Here is a 25923-nt window from a genome sequence, read left to right as displayed (position 1 = left end):
GAGCGCTTTTATTGCTTGATTAATGATCTAGATCTATATTAAAAAAATTTTTTATTTATTTGAGTTAGCCTTTCTAAAACTATAAAATCTATACACAAAATTACTTATATAAACGGATAAAAATATGGAATCAGTAAACTATAGAACTTTATTAAAGGGTTTATCTAGTCGTATAGAATCATTACGAGGCTATCTTTGACTATGATGTCAAAAAAGAAAAATTAACAGAAATTTTAATGGAGCTAGAAGATGGCTCTATATGGGATAATCCTGAACACGCACAAAACCTAGGCAAACAAAAGGTTGAACTAGAAAACATTGTGTTAACTTGTGAACATATTACAGACACTTTAGGAACTTTAACAGAACTTCTTGAGTTAGCACAAGAGGATGAATCTTTAATCCAAGAGATTGCGAAAGATACTCATGAGATTACTCAAGAAATTGAGAAGCTAGAATTTAGAAGAATGTTTTCTAAAAAGATGGATCCTAATAATGCTTATCTAGATATTCAGTCTGGTTCTGGAGGAACAGAAGCACAAGACTGGGCTGAAATGTTAATGCGAATGTATATGCGTTGGTCAGATAGTCATGGTTTTAAAGTTACGATAGATAATGTCTCAGATGGTGATGTTGCAGGTATAAAAGGATGTACTTTAAAAATTGAAGGTGAATATGCATATGGATGGTTAAGGACAGAAACAGGGATTCATAGGCTAGTTAGAAAATCACCCTTTGATTCTAATAATAAAAGACATACATCGTTTGCTTCAGTGTTTATATCACCTGAAGTTGATGATAATATCGATGTTGAGATTAATCCAGCTGATTTGAGGGTGGATACATATAGAGCATCAGGAGCTGGTGGCCAGCATGTTAACAAAACTGATTCAGCTGTTAGGATAACTCACTTACCAACAAATATTGTGGTTCAGAGTCAAAGCGATAGATCTCAGCATAAAAATAGAGAAAATGCTATGAAACAGTTAAAATCTAAGCTGTATGAGATGGAGCTACAAAAACGAAACGCTGAAAAAAATGCTTTAGAAGATTCAAAATCTGATATTGGTTGGGGAAGTCAAATTCGCTCTTATGTTTTAGATCAATCTCGTATTAAAGATCTAAGAACAGGTGTGGAAAACACAAATACTCAAGCAGTATTAGATGGTGATTTAGATAAATTTATAGAAGCAAGCTTAAAAAGTGGTTTATAGGATAATTTTAAATGACGGATAAAAATAATAAAGTAGAAGAGCAAGTTTTAGATGAAAACTCACAAATTGCTTTAAGAAAAGAAAAATTAAAGATATTAGCTGAACAAAACGTAGGTGTTAGTCATCCAAATGTTTTTAAAAGAAATGTGGTTGCTGCATGTCTTCAAGCTAAGTATGCAGATAAATCAAAGCAAGAATTAGAAGAAATAGAACATAAAGAAAACTATAAAATTGCAGGACGTGTGGTATTAAGAAGGGTTATGGGGAAAGCTTCTTTTTTTACTCTTCAGGATATGTCAGGCAGAATACAGGTTTATCTTAAAAAAAGTGATTTGCCAGAAGGTCAATACAACACGTTTAAAAATTTATGTGATTTAGGTGATATAGTTGCTGTTTCTGGTGTTGTATTTAAAACTAATACAGGTGAGCTTTCTATTCATGCTGATCATTTTGAAGTTTTAACTAAAGCTATCAGACCGTTACCAGATAAGTTTCATGGCTTGTCAGATCAAGAAATGAGATACCGTCAAAGGTACGTTGATCTTATAACAAATGAAAAAGCTAGAGAAGTTTTCAAAGTGCGTTCGAAGGTAGTTAGTTTTATTCGTAAGTATTTTGATAATTTAAATTTTATGGAAGTAGAAACGCCTATGATGCATGTGCTGCAAGGTGGTGCTGCGGCAAAACCTTTTAGAACCCATCATAATGCTTTGGATATGCCTTTATATTTACGTATTGCTCCAGAGTTATACTTAAAAAGACTAGTAGTTGGTGGTTTTGAGCGCGTATACGAGATAAATCGTAATTTTAGAAATGAAGGAGTATCTTCTCGTCATAACCCAGAATTTACAATGCTTGAGTTTTATATGGCATATGCTGACTATAATGATTTAATGGATCTAACAGAAGATATGCTTTCAAAGTTAGTTAAAGAAATAACTGGCGGTGTAGAGGTGGAATATGGTGAGCATAAGATTAACTTTTCTGCACCATATCAACGTATGTCTATGGTTGATTCTATAGTTAAGTACAATCAAGATGTTGATACCCAAGATTTAGCTGATTTTGAATCAGCTAAAAAAGTTGCAGAGAAGTTAAAGATAAAGGTAGAGCCTTTCTATGAGCTTGGTCATCTAATAAATGAAATTTTTGAAGAGACTGTTGAAGATAAGCTTATTCAACCTACATTTATAACAGACTATCCAGCTGTAGTTTCTCCTTTAGCTCGTCGTAGTGATAGTAACCCGGAGTTTACAGATAGGTTTGAGTTTTTTATAGGAGCCCGTGAGATTGCAAATGGGTTTTCTGAACTAAATGATGCCGAAGATCAGGCAGAAAGATTTAAAAAACAAGTCCAAGCAGCTGCTTCAGGTGATGATGAAGCAATGCCATATGATAAGGATTATATTAGAGCACTAGAGTACGGTATGCCACCAACAGCAGGTCAAGGTATTGGGATTGATAGGCTAGTAATGTATCTAACCAATTCACAGTCAATAAGAGATGTGATACTTTTTCCACATATGAAACCTGAGTGAGATTGTAAGTTATGTCAAAAGAGATTGTAAGTCATGGAATATTTTCTAATTATGATGATGCTATCGCTGAAATAAAGTCTAGAATAGCTAACGATAGTCATTTAAAGGCTCTTTTAGTTCAGTTGGAGAGTTGCCCATTAGGTAGATTTTTGATTGAAAATAGAGGGCTAGATGCATATTGGACAAAGGTAATTACCCAGAATAAAGGTAGTTATAGTAATGATTTTGAGGCTAAACTTATAACTACACCTCCAATATTTAACGCCACTCAAGAAAGATATCAAGTATTTAAACAAAAAATACTGCAATTACCAGATAATATAAAAATTTTATCTGTACCTGCGGGTCTTTTACCAGAATTTTCACAAGAGCTACTCTTATCTAAAAACTTTCAGATTGATGCTTACGACCCTGATCCATACTGCGCAGAAAAAAGTGGATTATCTAAACTTAAAAATGTTAAGTATATTGTTGAGAATGTTTTTAGGATGAAGATTGAAAATCATTATGATGCTGTAGTTAGTAATGGTCTTAATATCTATCTTAAAACTAATGAAGAGGTGCGATGTTTTTACCAAATTTTAAGCAATTCTTTGAAACAAGGTGGGACACTTATTTCTAGTTTTATAGCTTCATTAGAAGGAGTTGATATTAAAAGTCCTGAACATGCTAAGTTTGGCAAAGAAATCTTTGCAGAAATTTTAAATGTAAAGTGGACAAAAACCCATACGGAAGAGGAGTTTAGTCAGATACTTTCAAATTGTGGTTTTGGTATCAAAGAAATTATTTACGATAGTCAAAGAATGTTTCCAACCGTAGTAGCTGTTAAACAATAAGTAATTTGATCTAGTAACTTTACTTATAAAGTTTGTATATAGCTAGACAAGTTCAAGTACAGCTGTAAATCGGTTGGTACGGTTTAGATAAGAGAACTATTCAAAACTATAACAAAGCTGATACAGTTACTTTGGTTTTTTTGGGACACAATTTACGACATTGGTTATTGTTAAGAAGTATGAAAAGCAACCTAAGTAGCCAAAGTCATTTTTTATGGAAAATATTTCAAAATAAAATAGCTATAAAGTTTCATAAAAATCCATATAATATATTAAATAAATCTAATAGTTTATTAGGATTAGTGGGTGAAAAAAAGCTTACCTAGAAAAAAAATATACTTATTTTTATTATTGCTAGTAGTAATAGCAAGTTTTGGCTTTTTATTTAAAAATACAGGGCCTAAAGTTGTTGAGCCATCTGAAATAGCTGATAAGCAAGAAGAAAAAGTAGCTAAATTAAATTTAGAACCATCTCATAAAAAATTGCTTCCTGATAGGATTATAGGAGGTTTTTTAGATATGAGATATTCAAGTTCAGCTAATATTGATATGAAAAAAGTAGCTGACGATGGCTATAATGTTTTAATTATTACAAACGCAGAGGTATATGGTACAGATATAAACTTTTTCTCAAGTAGCTTAGGTGGTGTTAGTAACCAAACGTTTGTAAAGAAAATAGAGGAGGCTAAAAATGCTGGCCTAAATATTTTATTAGATGTAGGTGGCGTTCCAAATACTTTTTACCCAGGAATCAAAAAAAATGAGCCTGATCCTAACATAATAGGAGAGAATCTAACACAAGGCCAGGTAAATACACTTGCTGACAATATGGTCAAATTCTTAAATAAATATAATATAGAAGGTATTGCTTTTCGGATCAGAAAGTTCACTTCTTCTGTGTTTTTAGATAAGTTAGTGACAAGAATTAAGCATATAAATCCTAACTTAGTCATTGTAGTAAATCCAAAAGTAAATGATTATAAACTTGTTACTACAGGCCACAGTAGTGATTATGCTAGTGTAATTAAATCTGGGAATGTAGATTATTTATTTATACAAGAGTATGATGAATTTCCGCAATATGATTCTAATTTCATTTCAGAAAGTTATGATAAGATTATCGAAAACGCCTCTGTACCACTTAAAACAAAGGTGGTGATAAGTGAGCCAACAGATGCTGTAGCTGGAGGAGTTAATACAATATACCATCCTATGGCTGATGCTACGAACTCTCTTACTACAACTCAGGCTGTAGCTTTAATGTTACCTCAGCTAGAAAAAATAAAACTTAAGCCAAGATTCTCTGGTGTGGTCGGTTGGACTTTGAATGCTGATTATGTTGCTGATTCATACGATGATGATGACCATAAAGCAGGATCTTTTGCTCTAGGATTACGCGATTGTATTTATAAAAATATTTGTGATCCAAGAGTCAAAATGATTAAAGGGCCGGTAGTTGCAGGATTTTTACCTTTATGGGGAAAAAACAGCACATATAACATTTCTGGAAGACAGTTAAATAGTAGCCCTGTCAGTATTAAAATGACAGAAGATAAAGAATACTGTGATAAAAACCCAGAGATTTGTAAGTATAATGTTCTTATAGTCACATATTTAAATTACACCAGCAGTACAGGCTTTAAACTTACTTTTAGCCAAGAAAATAGCAGCAATACGAAAGAGATAATTTATTCTCCACAAGAGCTTAAGAAGTTTGTCGACTACATGAAACAAAAAGGCAAACATATTATAGTTTCAATTGGCGGGAAATTTTCTTATATTGAGTGGCAGGAATTTGATTTTGATGGACTTGAAAACGTTGTTGGTGATTATGGTTTTGACGGCGTGAATTTTGACTTATCTCCTTCTGACCTTCCACAAAACAAGCAGATGACGCAGCAAGCTGCTAAAAAAATTATAGAGTTTGTAAAACATATGAAAACTACAAAACCAGATTTTTGGTTAACGTTTTCACCTGTTTGGACATATATTGTGGCGCCTTTAGATAAAAATGGTGAAGATAACATTTACCGCAACCAAAGTTATGCTGACTTAATGAATGAAATAGGAGTTAATAATATTGATTACATATGGTTAAATACATATGGTCATTCAGGCATGGCAGGTATTTTAAGTTTCTATAAAGATCCTAAAGGAAACTATATGAAGATTACTTCAAATGATGGTTACCCTAGTTTTATGGCTTCTTTAGCTTGGGCCTTAACGACACAAGAAGGGTACGATGCAAATAAGCCTAAATACGAGGTAGATCGTGTTCCTAAAATTCCTGCTGGTAAGTTAATATTTACTATCCCAGCCATAGAAGGAGTTACTGCAAGAGGGTTGACATACGCACTTTCTGCTAATGATATCAAAGCTACTGTGGAGTTGATGGAAAAACATCAAGCATCTTTTGGAGGTTTTGCGTTATGGAGTATAGATTTTGATGCTATGAAAATTAGCCCAGGAGAGCTGTCAGCTGGATATTCACATCAGCCATGGAGTACTACTGATGCAATAGCTTCTATAAAACTTCCTCCAGTTATTTCTAAAGTGGTTGATAAATCCAGCATTAATAAAAATTCTAGTAAAAAAAACAACTCAGATGTATCCTTGATTACTAGTACAATAATCAATTATCCAGATGGTATAGGCACATATGAGGCTGGTACCATTGTTAGTTATCAAGCTTCAGAATATAAATGTATTTCTACTTTAGTGGCAAGGCTGTGTAACGATAAAATGTATATGCCAAATGGCTTATATGGAAGACTTGCATGGGAAAAAGTTCAAAAAGATAGCGTTGTAGACGATAGCACACTTACTAATGAACCTGAAATAATAATGGTCAATGGAGCTTATAAGTATCCTAGTGGCATAGGCTCTTACAGAGATGCTGAAGTTGTGGTAAACGGGGATAAAAAATATGAATGTATACCCGGCAATCAAGATTTATGTAACGATCTTACTTATGCACCTTACGGTGATAAAAGTTATCTAGCATGGAGTGATATAACAAAAGCGACTAATATGGAGCACTCGACTATAGGTTCTAAGGTTAAAAAACCAAAAGCTGCCGAATATGTTTATCCAGATGGCATAATTTCGTATGCAGGTGGTACAACAGTATCAATAGGTAATGATCTGTATAGATGTAAAGTAGGACCAGAGTCAAGACTATGCTCTATAGAAGCATTTGATCCTTCAGGTGACTATGGTACAGATGCTTGGGTAAAAATAAATTAAGACTACTCAATAGAATCAATAAGCTCTTGGAGCTCCCCTGATTCTTTCATCTCCATTATGATATCATATCCTCCAATAAGCTCCCCTTTAACCCAGAGTTGGGGGAATGTTGGCCAGTCTGCATATTTAGGAAGAATAGCTCTAATATCTGGGTTTTCTAATATATTCACAAAAGCAAATGGTTTGCCACAAGCTCTAATTGCGCTAGCTGCATGAGCTGAAAACCCACATTGAGGCATATTTGGAGAGCCTTTCATATAAAGAATAATTTGGTTTTCTTTTATTTGTTTTTCTATTCTATCTATTACTTTTTGTTCATCAGGAGTATTCATTTTATATCCTCTTTATAGGTTAAGTGGTTAGTATACTTAGAAATTTTATTTAAAAAATGATAGCATATTATACTAAATGGGTATAGTCATCTAAAGGCTATTAGGATAAAAACAAATTTAAAGGGAGTTTTATTATGAAATTTGAATTACCAGCGTTACCTTATGCTAAGGACGCGTTAGAGCCAGTTATCTCCAAAGAAACTATAGAATACCATTATGGTAAGCACCATCAAACTTATGTTACTAACTTAAACAAGTTAGTAGAAGCAACTGAGCATGACGGAAAAAACTTAGAAGAAATTATTAAAACTGCTAATGGTGGGTTATTTAATAACGCTGCGCAAGTTTATAACCATACGTTTTATTGGAACTGTCTTTCACCTGAAAAAACAGAGCCTTCAAGTCAACTTAAAGCTGCTATAATGGAAACATTTGGTTCAATAGATAAATTTAAAGAAACTTTTTCAGCAGCAGCTGTAGCTACATTTGGTTCAGGTTGGGCTTGGCTAGTTAAAGACTCTACAGGAAAGCTAGAGATAGTAATAACAAGTAACGCAGGGTGCCCATTAACAGATAACAAAAAGCCTTTATTAACTTTTGATGTTTGGGAGCATGCGTACTACATAGATTATCGTAATGCTAGACCTAAATATATAGAGGCTCTCTGGAGTTTAGTAAACTGGGAATTTGTTTCAGAACAGTTTGCTAAATAACTTTATACAAAAAGCTATAAACTTTTTAATTCCTCTTATATTATTACAATTCTAGATGCTACAAAATACTATCCTAGTTTTGCTAATATGTCTTTGGATATTTCTTGGGCCTGGGATTGTTTAGTAGTAAAGCTAAATTATACTTATTTAAGATTTGCCATAGCTTTTATCTGGTTTTTGGATATATAGATAACCAGCGACACAATTATTCCTATGATAAAGCTAAAGATAAATAGACCGCTCCAGCTATAGTAATATTGGATATAACCAGCTAGCGGTCCGACTAGTACTCTACCAAGTGAATCAATAGAGCTAAGTATAGCGAATTGAGTTGCTGAGAATTTAACATTTACTAAGCTCATTATCATTGCTACTAAAATAGCTGTCCCCATTGCACCACAAAAGTATTCAACTGCAACAGAGGCAACCATTAGACTATAACTTTTCCCTACTATTGCTAAAATGACGTACATTAAATTTGCACATGCCATGATGATGCTAAAATAAAGAAAGCTCTTATATACACCTATTTTTTTTGCTACTAGACCACCAAAAATTAATCCCAAGATAGTAAAAACTAGAGACATGGCTTTATAGGATACAGCTATAGTAGTTTTTTCAAATCCTAAATCAACAAAGAAAACAGAGTTTAGAGAAAAAGCTATAGCATCTGCTAGTTTATAAGCTATTAGAATCGCTAATATAGTGAGAGCAGGTTTGAAACCTTTACGTGTTACAAATTCTATAAATGGATTAATAAAAGCTTCTTTAAAGGTCCTTGGTGCAATAATCTTAGTATCTTCTTTTAAAAATAAAGTAAATATCGGACAGAGCATAAAAAAAGCTAAAATGATTAGTAAAGCATTACCCCAACCAGAATTTATAATATGTAGGATGTTATCGTTACTAGAAACTAAAATTAAAGAACCTAAAAGGTGGGAAGAGTTCATAAGAGTAGTAACTTGAAGTGGAGTAAGACATAGCTGATCAAGGTTGTAACCTCGGTTAAAGCTATCTACTAAAATTAAGAGTATTGATCCGGTAATTAACATGCCTATACGATAACCCATTACGGCAACAGCATTTCCTAGAGCTCGTTCAGATTCGCTAAGAACTTCAGTTTGGTATGCGTTGATAGCTATATCTTGTGTTGCTGATGTAAGGCATATTAAAAATCCGATAAAGGCTATTACTAAGGGGTAGTTAGCAGGTGAAAATCTACTCATTAGAGCAATTAGTAAGATTAAAATTACTTGGGTGATGAATATCCACCCCTTTCTTCTACTAAAGCCTTTAATACTGACTTTATCTAGAATCGGAGCCCATAAGTATTTAAAAGTATACGGTATTGCAATTAGCGTTAAAAACCCAATATCTTTAATTTGAATATTATTATCTTTATACCAAAGAAATAAAGATGATGCAGTAAGCATTAAAGGTAGACCAGAAGCGTAGCCTAAAATTAGCATACTAAACATTTTACTTTGCTTAAATGGTGCAATTAATTTCTCTAAAATGGTCGGGGATTTATTCATTAAGGATCAGATACAAAATTTTTAGCCTGTATTTGATAATAGGCTAATTTAAAAATTATTGGATGTAAAGGTAAATAATGAAAAGTGACTAGAAGTTCCTACTAGGCGCCCCTGTGTATAATTGTCTTGGGCGACCAATTTTTTGAGCTGAGTCGTTTACCATTTCTATCCATTGAGAAATCCAGCCAGAGGTTCTAGCAAGAGCAAAGGTTGCTGTGAACATTTCTTCTGGAATTCCCATAGCCTTTAAGATGATACCTGAATAAAAGTCTACATTTGGAAAAAGTTTCCTTTCTATGAAAAACTCATCTTGTAGTGCAATTTCTTCTAACTTTTTAGCTACAGCTAAAAGTGGGTTATCCCCATTGCCAAGCTTAGCTAAAATTTGCTCACAGTTTTGTTTCATGGCAGTAGCTCTAGGGTCAGTATTCTTATATACTCTATGGCCAAAACCCATCAATCTGAAAGGATCATCTTTATCTTTGGCTTTATCAATAAACTTGTTGATATTCTCCATGCTACCAATTTCTGATAACATTTTTAGAACAGCCTCATTTGCCCCTCCGTGTGCTGGGCCCCATAAAGCTGTTATACCTGCTATAATTGCAGCATACGGAGAGTTGCCTGTAGACCCGGATAGTCTAACAGTCGAGGTTGAAGCATTTTGTTCATGGTCAGCATGAAGTATAAAGATTGTGTCCATAGCTTCCACATGAAGTTCATCTGGCTTATAGTTTTCATCTTCAGCAAACATCATATATAGGAAGTTTTCAGCATAACCGTAGTCTGGTTTTGGCTCTAGGAATTTTTTGCCTTGGTTATGTCTATAGGCCATAGCTGCTATAGTAGCAATCTTGGCAATTATATTTTTGGCAATTTCTTCTTGAGACTCTTTTTGTCCATTATGAACATGCTCAGCAGCAATCACGTTAACCCCAGCAATTAGGCTAGACATAGGGTGAGCATGTTTTGGCATAGCAGACACTGCTGCTTTTATATGTTCACATACAGGCATTTTTGCTATAATTTCTCTTCTGAAAGCTTCTCTTTGCTCGTTAGTTGGTAATTGACCGTAGATTAGAGCATAACATAGGGTTCTATAATTTGATTTTTGTGTCCATTCTTGTATAGGGTAGCCTCTATGAAGGAGAACACCTTTTTCCCCATCTATATAAGTGATTTTGGATTCACACGATGCAGTTGACATAAACCCAGGATCATAAGTGAAAAGACTGTGTTTTACTAGAGATGAAACATCTATGCAATCATTACCCAAACTAGGAGAATATACGGGCAAGTCTATCTCAATATTTTTCTCAGCATATTTAAGTGTAGCGTACTTTGACATTATTATAAAACCTCCGGATAAGAGTTGATTATTTTAAAAAGTAGTAAAGTTTTACAGCAAAAAGAAACACATGCTAATAAACATATGATCATAGTCGAAATAATAAGCTAAACAGTATTTTTTTGCAAATAAAAATTGTTGTTTGTAAAAGCGGCTTCTTGTTAAATCAATGGATTAAAGCTACCTAGTTCAAACGCTTTTGATGTGAGTAAATTAGTTCTGGGCTTTTATTTTATAAATGTTTGAATTTCATCTTACAAAAATATATCATAAAGAGGTTAAGAACGTGAATTCACTTTGGTTTTGGTGTGAAGTTGCTTCGGAGGAATATCGAGCATGAAAAAAATAACAAATATTGATCTGATGTCAATAAAATCCTATAACTTTCCTATTACGGCTATAAGCTCAATATTGCACCGTATAACAGGTGTGATCCTTATAGTAGCTATTCCATTAGCAGTGGTTGGAATGAACTATTCTTTAGCTGGGCCAAATGGTTATGAGCAGACTGTGTCAATTTTGACAAAGGGGTGGGTTAGCTTATTTTTTTGGGTTTTCTTGTCAGCTTTGACTTATCATGTATATGCTGGTATTAGGCATATGATTATGGATATGGGCTTCGGTGAGAGTATGAAGATTGCTAAGTTAACTTCATTTATAACGATTGTTTTGGGTATTTTATCAGCGGTTTTTTGGGGGTACTTTTTATGGCTGTAATTTCGCTTACATCTTCAGGTGTTAAAGACTTTTTTGTGCAGCGAGTTACAGCTGTTATTATTGCTGTTTACTTTGCCTACATACTTATAAAAGCTTTATGTTTATCTCATGCTGGAGCACTTAATTATGACAGTTGGCACGGCTTGTTTACAGATGGCATATTTCTTAGAATTCTAACTTTGATGGCATATTTATCAATTTTCTTACATGCTTGGGTTGGTCTTTGGATTATCTGTGGCGACTATATTAAATGTGCATGGACTTCAGCGGTCGTTATGCTAAGTTTTATTTTGGTTTATGTATTTTGTTTTTTTTGGTTATTTGCGATTTTATTTTTCTATTAAGAGGTTGTTTTTATGAGTATAGCTACACAAGAATTTGACGCGATCGTTGTTGGTGCTGGTGGCGCTGGACTTAGAGCTGCGTTTCAGTTATCGCAATCAGGATTTAAGACTGCGGTTGTTTCGAAAGTCTTTCCAACAAGATCTCATACTGTGGCAGCTCAAGGCGGTATTGCTGCAGCTTTAGGTAATATTCAGTTTGAAGATGACCTTCCATCTGATGATTGGAAGTGGCATATGTATGATACTGTTAAGGGTTCTGATTATATTGGTGATCAAGATGCCATTGAGTATATGTGTGAGCATGCACCTCAATCAATTATTGAGTTAGAACATATGGGTATGCCATTTTCGCGTTTAGAAAATGGTAAGATTTATCAGCGTGCGTTTGGGGGCATGTCTAGAAATTTTGATCCAGCAAACCAAGCTAAAAGAACATGTGCAGCTTCAGATAGAACAGGGCATGCGCTTTTGCATACCTTATATCAGGGGAACTTAAAGCATAATACTAATTTTTATACCGAATGGTTTGCGGTAGATCTTGTCAAAGCTGATGATGGTAGTATCTCCGGTGTTATAGCTCTTTGTATAGAAACTGGTGAGACAGTGTTTCTTCAATCAAAGATAACAATCCTTGCAACAGGCGGAGCAGGTCGTATTTATGAATCTAGCACTAATGCATATATAAATACAGGTGATGGGATGGGCTTGGCTTTAAGAGCTGGCTTGCCTCTTCAAGATATGGAGTTTTGGCAATTTCATCCTACTGGTATTGCTGGAGCTGGTGTTTTGGTTACGGAAGGTTGTCGTGGAGAGGGTGGTATCTTACGTAATAAAGATGGGGAAAGATTTATGGAAAGATATGCTCCTAACGCTAAAGACTTGGCTTGTCGAGATGTTGTATCACGAGCATCTCAGCAGGAAATTATGGAAGGTCGTGGGGATACTTTTAGTGGTTCTAGTTGTGTATGGTTAGACCTTACTCATCTTGGGGAGGATGTTATTGATGAAAGGCTTCCTACAGTTAGAGAGTTAGCAAAAACTTTCGCAGGTGTGGATCCTGTTGAAAAGCCTATCCCTGTTGTGCCAACTTGTCACTATCAGATGGGTGGCATACCAACTAATAAATATGGACAAGTTATTACTCAAGAAAACGGTGAAGATAAGGTTATTGGTGGATTATATGCTGTTGGTGAATGTGCTTCAGTATCTGTTCATGGGGCTAATAGGTTGGGGAGTAATTCATTATTAGATTTGGTTGTATTTGGTAGGGCTGCAGGAATGCATGCCGAAGAAAGCTTAAAATCTGGCATGGCCATCAAAAAAACTTCAGTCGAAAATATAGAAAAAGCTACTGATAGGATTAGAAAATGGGATACTTCTGAGCAAAGAGGTTGCAAAGAAAAAATTTCCGTATTGAGAAAAGAGTTGCAACAAACTATGCAACAATATTTTTCGGTATTTAGACAAGAAACTACAATGAAAGAAGGCTTTGATAAGCTTCTTAAGTTAAGACAAAGACTGGATGATGCTGTTTTAGAAGATAATAGTAGAATATTTAATATGACTAGGATTGAAGCATTAGAGCTAGATAACTTAATGTTGACAGCCATTGCAACGGCTAAGCTGGCTATAGAGAGAAAAGAATCTCGAGGCGCGCACTCAAGAGTTGATTATCCAGAAAGAGATGATGAGAATTGGATGAAACATACACTATATTTCTTGGATGGAGATAGAACATCTTCTCGTGAAGTTAATATGTCTCCAACAAAAGTAAAAGCCTTTCAACCAGCAGAACGTAAATATTAATACAAGGATTTAATATAATGGACGTAAGATTTAAAATTTACAGATATAATCCGGAAACAGATAAGAAACCTTACTACGATGAGTATACTGTAACGGTTGAAAATGAAGGCGTAAAAGTTTTGACAGCTTTAGAGCTTATCAAAGAACAAGATCCAACCCTTGCTATGAGAAGGTCATGTAGAGAAGGAGTTTGCGGTTCTGATGGTATGAATATCAACGGTAAGAATCGTTTGGCATGTATTACCTCTGTTGGAGAGTTAAAGCAGCCTATTAAGGTGAACCCTTTACCTGGATTACCTGTTGTTAGGGATTTGATTGTAGATATGAAACAATTCTACAAAAACTATGAAAAAGTAAAGCCTTACTTGATAAACGACGAAGAGGCTCCTGCCAAAGAAAGGCTACAATCGCCAGAGGATAGAGCTAAGCTTGATGGGCTGTATGAATGTATCTTGTGTGCGTGTTGTACTACTTCTTGTCCATCATTTTGGTGGAATCCTGACAAATTTATTGGTCCGTCAGGGCTTTTACAAGCTTATAGGTTTATAGCTGACTCCAGGGATTCAGCTACTGAAGAAAGGTTAGAAGCTTTGAAGGATCCTTTTAGTTTATTTAGGTGTAGAACTATTATGAATTGTGTTTCTGTGTGTCCAAAAGGATTAAATCCAACAGAAGCAATAGGTAAGATTAGGTCAGCTTTATTGAAAAAGAGTGTATAAATAGTAAACCTAAGATCAGGTGGGTATATGAGAAAAAACCAACCAAATTTTAACCAATGGCTGGAAACAACGCAGTTCTTTGGCGGTAACTTGGAGTATTTAGAGTCAATTTATGATGACTATATTGCAGGCAATCATGATGGGATAGACCCAGAATGGTTATCTTTTTTTGATTCAGTAGCTAGTGCAACAGATGAAGTTCATAGAGATGTTCTAGAAGAGTTTAAGTATTTAGCTAAAAATAAAGTTAATGCTAGCAGTATGGCAGCTGTTGGTGGAAATGAAATAACATATAAAATAAAGTCTTTAGTTAATGCTTATAGGTTTTATGCTTATAAGTCTGCCAATATTGATCCTCTTGGGCTTTTAAAAAAAGATAGGGATCCTGATTTAGATCCAAAAACTCATGGATTGGATGCTCAAGAACTCCAACAGTCTATTAATTTAGGTGTTTTAACACAAAATAAAGAGCAATCAATAGAAAACCTAATTAGTAACCTTAAGTCAATATATGAAGCTAGTATCGGTTACGAATATATGTATATTGACAGCAAAGAAGAAAAAAAATGGTTGCAGCAGCAGATAGAGTCAAACACGCCAGTTTCTGTAGAAGAAAAAAAATGGATATTGCAACAGTTAGTTGCAGCAGAAGGTTTGGAAAAATATTTGGCTGTTAGATATGTAGGCCAGAAGAGATTTGGATTGGAAGGCGGAGAATCAATGATTCCAGCTCTACAGCATATTATCGAAAAATCTGTATCTAGACATTCAACTCGGTTTATACAGCTTGGTATGGCTCATAGAGGTAGACTTAACGTTTTGGTCAATATACTTGGCAAAAATCCAAAAGAATTGTTTGAGGAGTTTGAGGGTAAGCAAAGCGGAAAGAGTTTATCTGGAGATGTTAAGTATCATATGGGTTACTCAAACTACCGTAGTATTGATGGTAAAGAAGCTAAAGTAGCATTGGCATTTAACCCTTCGCATCTTGAAGCTGTTGATCCTGTAGTAGAAGGGGCAGCAAAAGCGATTCAAAATAAGCTTGAGGGTGATGTTCATAATAAGGTTGTACCTATACTTATACATGGGGATTCAGCTTTCTGTGGACAAGGTGTAGTTATGGAAACTTTTGGTTTTTCTCTTACAGAGGCTTATGGAACTGGTGGTACGGTACATATAGTCATTAATAATCAAGTTGGATTCACTACAAGTAGTAAGTTCGGTGTTAATAGAAGTAGTAATTATTCTACTGATATAGCTAAAATGGTAGATGCACCAATATTTCATGTCAATGGTGACGATCCAGAGGCTGTACTTAGAGCTACAAATATTGCTCTAGAGTATCGTATGAAATTTAATAAAGATGTCGTGATAGATATTCTTTGTTATCGTAGAAATGGTCATAATGAAACAGATGAGCCATCTGGTACTCAGCCAAGAATGTATGAGGTGATTAAAAGACTTCCTACAACTTTGAAAATTTATAGTGATAGGCTTCAAAGCCAGGGAGTTGTTAATACAGAGTTTGTGTCAAGATTAAATACACAATACCGCAGTAAGTTGGATGAAGGAAAAACTACTGTAGATATCCTTGATAGGAATAATGTTAAAGATAAGCTAAAAGTTTGTGACTGGCTTCCTTATTTAGGTAAACAAAAAACTGAATATGCCTACAATCCAATAGAGCAAAAGATACTTAAAGACTTGGCATATAAAATGTGTGAAGTTCCTAAAGAAATTGATATTCAGATGCAGGTTAAAAAAACCATCGCTGATAGGCTTAAAATGGCAAAAGGTGATACTCCTATTAACTGGGGATTCGCGGAATCTTTGGCGTATGCAACGTTACTTAAGGATGGTCATACAGTCAGGATCTCAGGGGAAGATAGTGGTAGAGGGACATTCTCACATCGTCATGCTGTAGTTAAGAACATGAACACAAGCTCATCGATAAAGGAGTATATACCGCTTAAGCATATAAATGAAAAAGCTAGATTTGATATTATTGACTCTACACTTTCTGAATATGGTGTATTAGGTTTTGAGTATGGCTATAGTTGTTATAGTCCAGATGCATTAGTAATTTGGGAGGCTCAGTTTGGTGATTTTGTTAACACTGCTCAAGTAGTTATAGACCAATTCTTGGTTGCAGCAGAAGAGAAATGGGGGATATTGTCAGGTTTAACTTTGTTTTTACCTCATGGTCAAGAAGGAGCGGGTGCTGAGCATTCTTCAGCAAGGTTAGAAAGATTTTTAAGTTCTTGTGCTAACGGTAACATGCAGGTTTGTACACCAACGACTCCTGCGCAGATTTATCATTTGTTAAGAAGACAAGTTATTAGACCTCTTAGAAAGCCTCTTATTGTTATGACTCCAAAAAGCTTACTAAGAAACCCTATGGCTGTTTCAAATTTAGAGGAGCTTTCAGCAGGATGTTTTGAAAGTGTAATAGATGATAAAAAAGCAAAAGCAGGTGAAGTTAAAAAACTGATTTTATGTAACGGTAAGGTTTATTATGATCTTATGCTTAAAAAGCAAGACGTTTATGCAGATACAGCAGTAGTTAGAATAGAAGAGCTTTACCCTGTTCCTAATGAGAAGTTGGAAGAAATATTTAAGAAATATAAAAATGCTAAGAAAATTATTTGGTTACAAGAAGAGCCACAAAACAAGGGGGCTTGGTACCATGTAAGGCATTTTATTGAAAAAATTCTTGGAGATGACCAAAAATTGTTGTGTGTAGCTAGAGAAAGATCTTCAACTCCTGCTGTAGGCTACCATGCGATGTATGTGAAACAGCAGGAAGAAATTGTTAATAAAGCTTTAGAAATATAAATTTTAAATTTATTACTAGGAGTAAATAATGTTAGAGTTAAAAGTACCTATGTTTCCAGAATCAGTAGCAGATGGAACCTTGGCGCAATGGCATAAAAAAGAAGGTGATTTCGTGAAAGAAGGTGAGATAGTGGCTGAGATTGAAACTGATAAAGTTGTTTTAGAGGTTCCTGCTACAACTTCTGGTGTTTTAAAAAATATCAAAAAGCAGGCTGGTGATATTGTATTATCAGAAGAAACCCTTGCTAATATAGATATAGATGGAAAGGCTGTTTCTAGCAAAGAAGAATCTTCTACTCAAGGAGCCAAAAACCAAGTTCCAGTTTCTTCTGGTGCAGAAGTTGATGTTAAAGCACCGGTTTTCCCAGAATCAGTAGCTGATGGTACAGTTTCTGAATGGCATAAAAAAGAGGGCGATGTGGTAGCAGAAGGTGATATTCTGGCAGAAATTGAAACCGATAAAGTTGTTTTAGAGGTTCCTGCAGTTGTAAGTGGTACATTGGTTAAAATAATAAAAGGTGCTGGAGATACTGTTTTATCAGCACAAACTATAGCTAAGATTGTAGAAGGCGCCTCTTCGATAGCTGTAGCGTCTAAGGAAACTAAGTCTGAGTCTGTAAATAATACAACTGCTCCACATTTGGTTCCATCAGCACGTAAAGCGTTTAACTCAAGTAATTTAGAGTCGGCTGCGGGTATACAGGGTACAGGTAAAAAAGGACGTATTACGTCAGAAGACGTTAAAAAAGCAGCTACTATATCAAATAGTTCTCAAAATAGCTCTCAGCCAGTGATTGCTCAAGGTTCAAGGTTTGAAAAGAGAGTTAAGATGACTCGTCTACGCCAGACTATAGCAAATAGGCTTGTTGAAGTTCAACATACAAATGCTATTTTAACTACTTTTAATGAAGTAGATATGAGTGCTGTAATGGAACTTAGAAATAAATATAAAGATATGTTTTTAAAAGAGCATGACACTAAACTTGGCTTTATGTCTTTTTTTATCAAGGCAGCTACAGAAGCTCTTAAAAAATTCCCAGACGTGAACGCTTCTATAGATGGTGATGAAATTATTTACCATAATTATTTTGATATAGGTATTGCAGTAGGCACAGATAGAGGACTTGTTGTGCCTGTGTTAAGAGATACTGATACAAAATCTTTAGCTGAATTAGAGGCTGATGTGCTTGATAAGGCAATTAAGGGGCGTGATGGTAAATTAAGTTTAGATGATATGAAAGGTGGTACGTTTACTATTACTAACGGTGGTACTTATGGCTCTATGTTATCTACACCAATCATTAACTCACCACAGAGTGCGATTTTGGGAATGCATAATATAGTAGAGCGTCCAGTTGTAATTAATGGAGAGATAAAAATCCGTCCTATAATGTATTTGGCACTATCTTATGATCATAGAATTATTGATGGTAGTACATCAGTTAAGTTTTTAAAGATGATTAAAGAATTACTTGAGGATCCAACTAGAATCCTTCTTCAAGTTTAGCCTTTCTATTGTTTTTCTTAAGGTATTCTCAGATGAGTTTGGAATTTATAAAAAGTAAGATTATGGCTGTGCCAGATTTTCCTAAAGCTGGTATCACATTTAGAGATATTACACCGCTTTTAGCTGAGCCACAGGGTTTAAGAGTGACAGCCCAAGAGATGGCAAAAGAGTTACAAAGAAGAAATATAAAACCAACTATAATAGCAGGAACGGAAAGTAGAGGATTTATATTTGGAGTAGCTTTAGCAGAAGTTTTAGGAGTAGGATTTGTACCAGTTAGAAAGCCTGGTAAGCTTCCTAGAGAAACCTACAGTGTTAGCTATGACCTTGAATATGGTAGTGATAGTCTAGAGATTCACAAAGATGCTTTCAAAGAAAGTGATAGAGTATTAATTGTAGACGATTTACTAGCTACTGGAGGTACTGCAAAAGCTACCGTTAAGCTGATTGAAGAAACACACGCACAAGTTGCAGCTCTTATATTTGTGATGGAGCTTAAAGGTTTGGGTGGAAGAGACGTTTTGGATGGGTACAATGTTTCAGCACTATTAGAATTTTAAATAAGGTTTTAAAAAATGGCAAAATATTTTGGTACAGACGGCATTAGGGGAAAGGTTGGTAACTCAACTATCACAGCAGAATTTGTTCAAAAATTAGGTAATGCTGTAGGATCTTTGATTAATGATAAAGAGTACCCTAAATTTGTCATGGTCGGTCAAGATACACGTGGCTCTAGTAATCTGTTAAAGTTTGCCTTGGTCTCAGGGCTAAATGCAGCTGGTATAAATGTTTTGGATTTGGGTATTGTACCAACGCCAGTGGTGGCATTTATGACTGTTAAACATAAAGCTTCAGCAGGTTTTGTCATAACAGCATCCCATAATAAATTTACAGATAATGGTATTAAATTATTCTCTTCTAATGGTTTTAAGTTAGATGACTCTTTAGAAGAAGAGGTTGAAAAGAAAATAGATAGCTCATTTATATATCAGTCTCAATATAAGTTTGGTAACTACAAAATGTTAGAAAACACTATTGCTGAGTATATAGAAGATAGTTACCAGCGTTTTGGAGATTTGGTTAAATATAAAGGCAAAGTTGTTATAGATTGTGCTAATGGTGCAGGATCTCACAATTTTGAGGTTTTACTTGATAAGTTTGGTATTGATTATATTTCGATAGCTTCTAACCCTGATGGTGTAAATATTAATGTTAATTGTGGAGCTACATGCGTAGAAAATATAAGTAAAGCTGTTTTAGAGCATAAAGCAGACCTTGGCGTGGCTTTAGATGGCGATGGCGATAGAATTATAATTGTTGATGAAAACGGCAGTGAAATAGATGGTGATGGAATTTTAAATATCATATCCCAGTATAGTGATATTTGTGGTGGTACCAGCGGTATAGTTGGTACGCAAATGACTAATATGAGTTATGAGAATTATTATAGAAAAACTAACATACCATTTATTCGTTCTAAAGTTGGTGATAGATATGTTTTAGAAGATTTAGTGAAGTATGATTATAAAATAGGTGGTGAGTCATCTGGGCATGTCATTAATTTAAATTTTGGTACTACTGGAGATGGTCTTCTTACAGCTATACAGCTTTTAGCTATTTTTTCCCAAATTGATAAGCCGGTTTCCCATTTTAAATTAAAAGATAAGTTAATGCAGCAGACTTTAATTAATGTACCATTAGAGAAAAAAATTACTAAAGAAGATTTACTCAAACTTTCTGTAGATGTTGAAGATGTTGAAAATAGGTTAGCTGATGGAGGTAGGGTTTTACTTAGACCGTCAGGAACAGAGCCTGTTTTACGTGTAATGGTAGAAGCCAACGATAAAAAATTGGCTACTTTAGAAGCAGAGTATTTAGTTAAACAAGTTAAGCAAAAATTAGTATAGGATAAGTATGCAAAAGTTAATCATGGGTAATTGGAAAATGAATGGCAATACTCAGAGTATCAAAGAGCTTTGCTATGGTATTTCAGAAGTTGAGTATGATATTTCAAAAGTTAGTGTTGCTGTTTTTCCATCTAGTGTTTATGTAAAAGAAGTGATTTCACAGTTGCCAGAAAGCATAGGTGTGGGTTTACAAAATATTACATTTTATGATGATGGAGCTTATACTGGAGAGTTATCTGTAAAAATGCTACAAGATACAGGTTGTAGTTATGTTTTGATTGGGCATTCTGAGAGAAGAGCATTGTTTGGTGAGTCTGATGAAGATGTCTTTAAAAAGTTGCAGAAAGTTATAGATACAGATGTGGTGCCAGTAGTTTGTATGGGTGAAACATTATCAGATAGGGAAGCTGGAATTTTAGAAGATGTTCTAGAAACTCAGCTAGGTTTAATTTTAGAGAATTTTTCTGTCAAACAATTAGAGAAGCTAGTTATAGCTTATGAGCCTGTCTGGGCTATTGGTACAGGTGTTGTAGCATCATTAGAGCAAATACAGCAAACACATAAGTTTATAAGATCTTTGCTGGCAAAAGTTAACCAAGACCTTGCTAAAAAAATTAAAATAGTGTATGGTGGTAGCTTAAAAGCTGAGAATGCCAAAGATATTCTAAGTTTACTAGATGTGGATGGTGGTCTTATAGGTGGGGCGTCTCTAAAAGCTTCTGAGTTTAACGAAATAATAAGTCAAGCAAATAAGATATGTACGGAATAATTTTAACTATAGATATTATCGCTGCTTTAGCTGTTGTTGTACTAGTGTTATTACAACAAGGTAAAGGTGCAAATATGGGAGTCTCATTTGGGGGCGGTGCGTCAAATACTGTGTTTGGTAGTAAGGGGGCGGCATCATTTTTATTTAAAATGACTGTGTTTTTCACAGCTATTTTTTTTGTGTGTTGTTTGACTTTAGGATACTTGGGTAAAAGTTCAGTTACAGCTTCAGTAGCTACAGAACAATCTATTGGTAGTCAGTATGATTACGATCAATATCAAAAGGAAATTGGTCAAAAATCCACATCATCAAGTAATGCTTCTAAAGGTGAAGTAACTAACTAAGAAAATATCTATTGCACCGGTGGTGGAATTGGTAGACACGCCATCTTGAGGGGGTGGTGTCTTTAAAGACGTGTGGGTTCAAATCCCACTCGGTGCACCATAATTTAACGTTCTTAAGAAATCTTTCCAGGACCATAAATCGACATATGGTGTATTTCTACCGGAGGTTATCTAGGCTCTTGATAAATACCTGTATGAGGGTATTTTTTTTCTAACATGTATTATATAATAAGTACTCTTGATATAATGTGAGTTAAATAACTTAATAATTTTAATTTGACGAAGGAATATATTTGCTATGAACTGGAAAAAATGTTTAATCATACTGTTTAGCATATTAGGAGTGTTGTCCTTATCGGGTTGTAAAGGTGGTATATGGAACCCTATGGGGGTAATCACGCTGCAAGAGAAAAAACTACTTATATTTGCAGTGCTTCTGATGCTTATCGTGGTTGTGCCTGTTATTATTTTAACTCTCTGGTTCGCTTGGAGATACCGTGAAGGAACAAATGCTGAATATCGTCCAAACTGGTGTCATAATAACCTTCTTGAAGTTATCTGCTGGGGGGTTCCTTTTATAATTATATTAATATTAGCAATTGTTACGTGGAAAACTACACATTCACTTAGCCAATATAAGCCTTTAGAGTCAGATAAAGAACCTGTAAAGATAGAGGTTGTGGCTTTAGATTGGAAATGGATGTTTATATATCCTCAGTATGATATAGCTACAATTAATTATATTGAAATTCCAAAGGATCGTCCTGTGAATTTTAAGATTACATCAGCTGCACCTATGAACTCTTTCTTTATTCCAGAACTAGGTAGCCAGATTTACGCTATGACTGGTATGACTACTCAATTGCATATTCTTGCAACTGAGGAAGGTAAATACCGTGGTTTTTCTGCTAACTACACTGGTAAAGGTTTTGCTGAAATGCAATTTTATACAAAAGTAACAGATCAAGATAGTTTTGACAAATGGGTCAAAGAAGTTAAAGATGGTAAGCATAAGTCGTTAACATGGGATTATTTCTGGAAGAATTTAGTTAAGCAATCTATTGACGATCCAGTAACTTACTATTCACATGTTGATGGAAACTTATTTAATGATATCGTTATGTCTTATATGATGCCAAATTATAAGCCTGGTGATATGGACCATATGCATATGCACCATAGTATGTCGCATTAATAATAAGTAGTATTTAAATAGGAGACAAGTATGCTAGAAGCATTGATAGGGAAACTGAGTAATCCACATTTAGTTTTTCCATATCTGTATGAGCCAGTAAGTCAGCAGATGATAATACTGGGGATGTTCATATTTATTGTGATCACAGGTGTGGCAGTCTTAGGTGGAGTAACTTATTTTAAGAAATGGGGTTACTTATGGAGAGAGTGGTTTACTACAATCGATCATAAGAAAATAGGAACAATGTATACAATAGTGGCTCTGGTCATGTTGTTTAGAGGTTTTGTTGATGCTGCTATGATGAGAACGCAGCAAGCTTTAGCAGCAGGTGATAGTACTGGTTATTTGATACCAGAACACTTTGATCAGATCTTTACTGCTCACGGTGTCATCATGATTTTCTTTGTGGCGATGCCACTTATATTTGCATTAATGAACTGGGTTATACCTCTGCAAATTGGTGCTAGAGACGTTGCTTTTCCTTACATGAATTCTTTAAGCTTCTGGCTTTTTGTTGTTGGAGCAATGCTTATTAATATTTCACTACTTGTTGGTGATTTTGCTCATGCTGGTTGGCTTGCATACCCTCCTTTTTCAGATATAACTTATAGTCCTACTGTGGGTACAGATTACTACATTTGGGGGCTACAAATATCTGGTATTGGATCTTTAATGACCGGTATTAACTTCTTTGTGACAATTATTAAAATGCGTTGTAAAGGTATGACTTTAATGAAGATGCCTATTTTTACATGGGCTTCATTATGTTCAGTTGTGCTTGTTATAGCAGCTTTCCCTGTGTTAACAGTAACATTAGGTTTATTAACTTTAGATAGGTATTTTGGTACGCATTTCTTCACAGTTTCTGGTGGCGGAGATCAAATGATGTATGTCAACCTAATATGGATATGGGGTCATCCAGAGGTTTACATTTTAGTACTTCCTATGTTTGGTGTATATTCAGAGGTTGTTGCTACTTTCTGTAAAAAACCATTATTTGGTTATGTAACGATGGTATGGGCAAGTATTGTTATTACTATCTTGTCATTTACCGTATGGCTACATCACTTCTTTACAATGGGAGCAAGTGCGAATGTTAATGCTTTCTTTGGTATAATGACCATGATTATTGCTATCCCAACAGGGGTTAAAATATTTAACTGGTTATTTACAATGTACAAAGGACGCATAACATTTACTACACCGATGTTATGGTTAGTTGGCTTTATAGTGACTTTCTCAGTAGGTGGAATGACAGGTGTATTATTATCTGTACCAGGTGTTGATTTCCAAATGCATAATAGTGTATTTCTAATAGCACATTTCCATAATGTTATTATTGGCGGTGTAGTATTTGGTGCTTTTGCTGGGCTTACTTACTGGTTCCCTAAAATATTTGGCTTTAAGCTAAATGAGCGTTTAGGTAAATATGCATTTTGGTGTTGGTTAGTTGGTTTCTTCGTAGCGTTTATGCCTTTGTATATACTGGGTATGATGGGTATGACTAGAAGACTTTATCACTATGATGCAGCAACTGGATATCAGCCGCTATTGATAGTAGCTTGGTTTGGAGCAATGATTATTGCTTTAGGTGTATTCTTCCAAGTTCTACAGATTATAGTAAGTGTACGTAATAGGAATGAAAATCGTGTTACTGGTGATGCTTGGGGTACCGGTCGTACTTTAGAGTGGGCTATACCATCTCCAGTACCTTTCTACAATTTTGCGCATGATCCAGTAGTATCAGAAAGAGATGCATTCTGGGATCAAAAACAAAAAAGCTTAGATATCCAAAATGAATCAAAAGATAGAACTAAGTCATATGAAGATATTCATATGCCAAGAAATACAGCTGTAGGTTTTGTTATAGGAGTATTCAGTTTTGTCTTTGGCTTTGCTGCAGTGTGGCACATTTGGTGGCTTGCAGCAGTTGGTATAATAGGTATTATAGGTACTGTATTATATAGATCTTTTGATTATGATATTGATTATTACGTCAAAGCAGATGAGGTTGAAAAAGTAGAGAATGAATATAAAAATTCACAAGGGGTGATATAATGAGTGCAGTAACTGTAGATAATCATCATCACCAAGGCGAACACCACCATCATTTTGATGGTTCTAAAAACGTATTTGGGTTTTGGATTTACATTATGAGCGACTGTGTTCTTTTTGCGACACTGTTTGCTGTTTACGCAGTTTTTCATAAAAATACATTTGGTGGAGCTGGTGCTCAAGAATTATTTAGTTTGCCATATGTATTTGTAGAAACTATGCTTTTATTAGTTAGTAGCTTTACTTTTGGTTTAGCTATGCTATCGCGTAACTCTGGTAACGTCAGGGATGTTACAAAATGGTTATGGGTTACTTTCTTCTTAGGACTAGGTTTTATACTTATGGAAATTCATGAGTTCTATGAATTAGCTATAGAAGGTCATAGTTGGTCAAGTAATGCATTTTTATCATCTTTCTTTACATTAGTGGGTACACATGGATTACACGTATCTATGGGCCTTATATGGATAGTGAGTATGATTTTGCAACTTAAAAAGTATGGTATGACGCCGATGGCAAAAACAAAGCTTACTTATTTAGGCTTATTTTGGCATTTCTTAGATATCGTATGGATATTTGTATTCTCAGTAGTTTATTTGTTAGGAGCAATATAGTATGGCTAAAGAACACTTATATGATCATGAAACAGGTGCAGCATATGGTACTCATAAAAGCTATATACAAGGATTTGTATTATCGATAATAATTACTACTATAGCTTTTGTATTAGTAGGTTTTAAGTTACTATCACCTGGAGCTTTATGTGTATCTGTTGCTATACTAGCTTTAATACAACTTTTTGTTCAGTTGATATTCTTCTTGCATTTAAACACAGATTCAAAAGCACGTTGGAACTTAATAAGTGCTATATTTGCATTAATAGTAGTCTTTATCGTTGTAGCAGGTACTATTTGGATCATGTTTGATCTTTATGACATGATGATGTAACTTTTGATTTTTAAT

At 34.7% G+C, this 25923-nt stretch carries 22 protein-coding genes and 1 tRNA gene; 20 read left to right on the top strand and 3 right to left on the bottom strand.

All coding sequences use genetic code 11. The features are described 5' to 3' along the window. The first annotated feature begins 124 nt into the window (after positions 1-124). The 4 genes from prfB to E4K63_RS07870 all read left to right on the top strand — a co-directional run bounded on the left by prfB (position 125) and on the right by E4K63_RS07870 (position 6834). Positions 125-1214, top strand: a protein-coding gene (prfB, locus tag E4K63_RS07885) for a peptide chain release factor 2 (protein ID WP_243830472.1) whose coding sequence is annotated in 2 segments (ribosomal slippage) — positions 125-196 and positions 198-1214 — 1089 coding nt in all. Because the reading frame shifts where the segments join, the coding sequence is not laid out codon by codon here. A gap of 11 nt (positions 1215-1225) precedes the next feature. After that, positions 1226-2752 carry a lysine--tRNA ligase gene (lysS, locus tag E4K63_RS07880; protein WP_133940892.1) on the top strand — a complete coding sequence of 509 codons (1527 nt, stop codon included), beginning with the start codon at positions 1226-1228 and terminating at the stop codon, positions 2750-2752. 11 nt (positions 2753-2763) lie between these two features. Continuing rightward, positions 2764-3588: a class I SAM-dependent methyltransferase gene (locus E4K63_RS07875; RefSeq protein WP_133940891.1), complete on the top strand. Its 825-nt coding sequence runs from the start codon at positions 2764-2766 to the stop codon at positions 3586-3588. A gap of 306 nt (positions 3589-3894) precedes the next feature. Next, positions 3895-6834: a glycosyl hydrolase family 18 protein gene (locus E4K63_RS07870; RefSeq protein ID WP_243830471.1), complete on the top strand. Its 2940-nt coding sequence runs from the start codon at positions 3895-3897 to the stop codon at positions 6832-6834. A 2-nt stretch (positions 6835-6836) separates the two neighbouring features. Here E4K63_RS07870 and grxD read toward each other — a convergent pair whose 3' ends face one another. Beyond that, complete coding sequence (grxD, locus tag E4K63_RS07865; RefSeq protein ID WP_133940889.1) at positions 6837-7166, bottom strand: Grx4 family monothiol glutaredoxin; 330 nt, start codon at positions 7164-7166, stop codon at positions 6837-6839. A gap of 134 nt (positions 7167-7300) precedes the next feature. On the opposite strand from grxD, the gene E4K63_RS07860 reads away from it, so the two are divergent. Beyond that, positions 7301-7879 (top strand): superoxide dismutase, encoded by a 579-nt coding sequence (locus E4K63_RS07860; protein WP_133940887.1) that lies wholly within the window; start codon positions 7301-7303, stop codon positions 7877-7879. Between the two features lie 143 nt (positions 7880-8022). Here the strand turns inward: E4K63_RS07860 and E4K63_RS07855 are convergent, their stop codons facing one another. Together E4K63_RS07855 and E4K63_RS07850 are read right to left on the bottom strand one after the other, a co-directional pair. After that, positions 8023-9414: an AmpG family muropeptide MFS transporter gene (locus tag E4K63_RS07855; RefSeq protein ID WP_133940885.1), complete on the bottom strand. Its 1392-nt coding sequence runs from the start codon at positions 9412-9414 to the stop codon at positions 8023-8025. Between the two features lie 88 nt (positions 9415-9502). Further along, positions 9503-10762, bottom strand: coding sequence for a citrate synthase (locus E4K63_RS07850; protein WP_133940883.1), 1260 nt, complete (start codon positions 10760-10762; stop codon positions 9503-9505). Positions 10763-11098: 336 nt separating this feature from the next. Between E4K63_RS07850 and sdhC the strand changes: the two genes are divergently transcribed. From sdhC to cyoD, 15 genes are all read left to right on the top strand, one after another. Continuing rightward, positions 11099-11479, top strand: coding sequence for a succinate dehydrogenase, cytochrome b556 subunit (sdhC, locus tag E4K63_RS07845; RefSeq protein WP_133940881.1), 381 nt, complete (start codon positions 11099-11101; stop codon positions 11477-11479). Then, positions 11455-11823, top strand: coding sequence for a succinate dehydrogenase, hydrophobic membrane anchor protein (gene sdhD, locus E4K63_RS07840; protein ID WP_133940879.1), 369 nt, complete (start codon positions 11455-11457; stop codon positions 11821-11823). Before sdhC ends, sdhD begins: the two co-directional genes overlap by 25 nt. A gap of 12 nt (positions 11824-11835) precedes the next feature. After that, positions 11836-13629: a succinate dehydrogenase flavoprotein subunit gene (sdhA, locus tag E4K63_RS07835; RefSeq protein WP_133940877.1), complete on the top strand. Its 1794-nt coding sequence runs from the start codon at positions 11836-11838 to the stop codon at positions 13627-13629. Positions 13630-13646: 17 nt separating this feature from the next. Beyond that, positions 13647-14348: a succinate dehydrogenase iron-sulfur subunit gene (locus tag E4K63_RS07830; protein WP_133940875.1), complete on the top strand. Its 702-nt coding sequence runs from the start codon at positions 13647-13649 to the stop codon at positions 14346-14348. Between the two features lie 27 nt (positions 14349-14375). After that, positions 14376-17183, top strand: coding sequence for a 2-oxoglutarate dehydrogenase E1 component (locus tag E4K63_RS07825; RefSeq protein WP_133940873.1), 2808 nt, complete (start codon positions 14376-14378; stop codon positions 17181-17183). A gap of 28 nt (positions 17184-17211) precedes the next feature. Beyond that, positions 17212-18690 (top strand): 2-oxoglutarate dehydrogenase complex dihydrolipoyllysine-residue succinyltransferase, encoded by a 1479-nt coding sequence (gene odhB / locus E4K63_RS07820; RefSeq protein WP_133940871.1) that lies wholly within the window; start codon positions 17212-17214, stop codon positions 18688-18690. A 32-nt stretch (positions 18691-18722) separates the two neighbouring features. Further along, a complete protein-coding gene (locus E4K63_RS07815) occupies positions 18723-19250 on the top strand; it encodes an adenine phosphoribosyltransferase (RefSeq protein ID WP_133940869.1) in 528 nt (175 codons plus the stop codon). Between the two features lie 15 nt (positions 19251-19265). Then, on the top strand, positions 19266-20597 hold the full coding sequence (gene glmM / locus E4K63_RS07810; protein ID WP_133940867.1) for a phosphoglucosamine mutase: 1332 nt from the start codon (positions 19266-19268) through the stop codon (positions 20595-20597). Between the two features lie 7 nt (positions 20598-20604). Further along, positions 20605-21366, top strand: coding sequence for a triose-phosphate isomerase (tpiA, locus tag E4K63_RS07805; protein ID WP_133940865.1), 762 nt, complete (start codon positions 20605-20607; stop codon positions 21364-21366). Then, positions 21354-21710 carry a preprotein translocase subunit SecG gene (gene secG / locus E4K63_RS07800; RefSeq protein WP_133940863.1) on the top strand — a complete coding sequence of 119 codons (357 nt, stop codon included), beginning with the start codon at positions 21354-21356 and terminating at the stop codon, positions 21708-21710. Before tpiA ends, secG begins: the two co-directional genes overlap by 13 nt. 13 nt (positions 21711-21723) lie before the next feature. Further along, a tRNA-Leu gene (locus E4K63_RS07795) sits at positions 21724-21810 on the top strand. 198 nt (positions 21811-22008) lie between these two features. Next, positions 22009-22905, top strand: a complete 897-nt coding sequence (gene cyoA / locus E4K63_RS07790; RefSeq protein ID WP_133940862.1) for a ubiquinol oxidase subunit II — start codon at positions 22009-22011, stop codon at positions 22903-22905. A gap of 30 nt (positions 22906-22935) precedes the next feature. Next, positions 22936-24963 carry a cytochrome o ubiquinol oxidase subunit I gene (gene cyoB, locus E4K63_RS07785; RefSeq protein ID WP_133940860.1) on the top strand — a complete coding sequence of 676 codons (2028 nt, stop codon included), beginning with the start codon at positions 22936-22938 and terminating at the stop codon, positions 24961-24963. Beyond that, complete coding sequence (cyoC, locus tag E4K63_RS07780; protein ID WP_133940858.1) at positions 24963-25574, top strand: cytochrome o ubiquinol oxidase subunit III; 612 nt, start codon at positions 24963-24965, stop codon at positions 25572-25574. Before cyoB ends, cyoC begins: the two co-directional genes overlap by 1 nt. A 1-nt stretch (position 25575) precedes the next feature. After that, the gene (cyoD, locus tag E4K63_RS07775; protein ID WP_133940856.1) at positions 25576-25908 is read left to right on the top strand and encodes a cytochrome o ubiquinol oxidase subunit IV; all 333 of its coding nucleotides are present in this window, start codon (positions 25576-25578) and stop codon (positions 25906-25908) included. Positions 25909-25923: the final 15 nt, after the last annotated feature.

This window comes from Allofrancisella inopinata (genome assembly GCF_012222965.1).
GTDB lineage: Bacteria > Pseudomonadota > Gammaproteobacteria > Francisellales > Francisellaceae > Francisella > Francisella inopinata.
Note: the sequence above shows the minus strand (reverse complement) of the source record. Positions and strands in the feature narration are given on the sequence as shown.